The organism is Streptomyces galbus (assembly GCF_005280195.1).
Lineage (GTDB): Bacteria > Actinomycetota > Actinomycetes > Streptomycetales > Streptomycetaceae > Streptomyces > Streptomyces galbus.
In genome coordinates, this window is the sequence record NZ_SZPR01000072.1 from 1 (window position 1) to 365 (window position 365).

Here is a 365-nt window from a genome sequence, read left to right on the forward strand (position 1 = left end):
CCCCAGCCCAGGACCAGGGTGCGGGCGCCGTGCGGGTCGTCGACCTCGACGTCGGGTACGTCGATGCCGTCGATCTTGGCCTGGCGGGTGCGGACCATGAAGTCGTGGTTGGCGGGGTCGTAGGAGATGTTGCCGCTGCCGTCCTGCTTCTCGATCCCGCCGATGCGGTGCTCCAGCCCCGGCGTGCCGGGGATCGCCCAGGGGCGGGCCAGGGTGTGGGGGTCGCGCAGGTAGGGCCAGAAGACCTCGGTGCCGTCCTCCAGCGTGTGGTTCGGTCCCTGCGCGAACTGCACCCGCAGGTCCGGCAGCTCGTCCAGCTCCGGGATGCGCCAGGGCTCGGAGCCGTTGGCGAGGTAGCCGTCGGA

At 71.8% G+C, this 365-nt stretch carries 1 pseudogene; it reads right to left on the bottom strand.

Features of this window, described 5'->3' with window-relative positions:
- Window positions 1–365 (bottom strand): annotated as a pseudogene (locus E4U92_RS35595) (2-oxoacid:acceptor oxidoreductase subunit alpha); the annotation flags it as partial.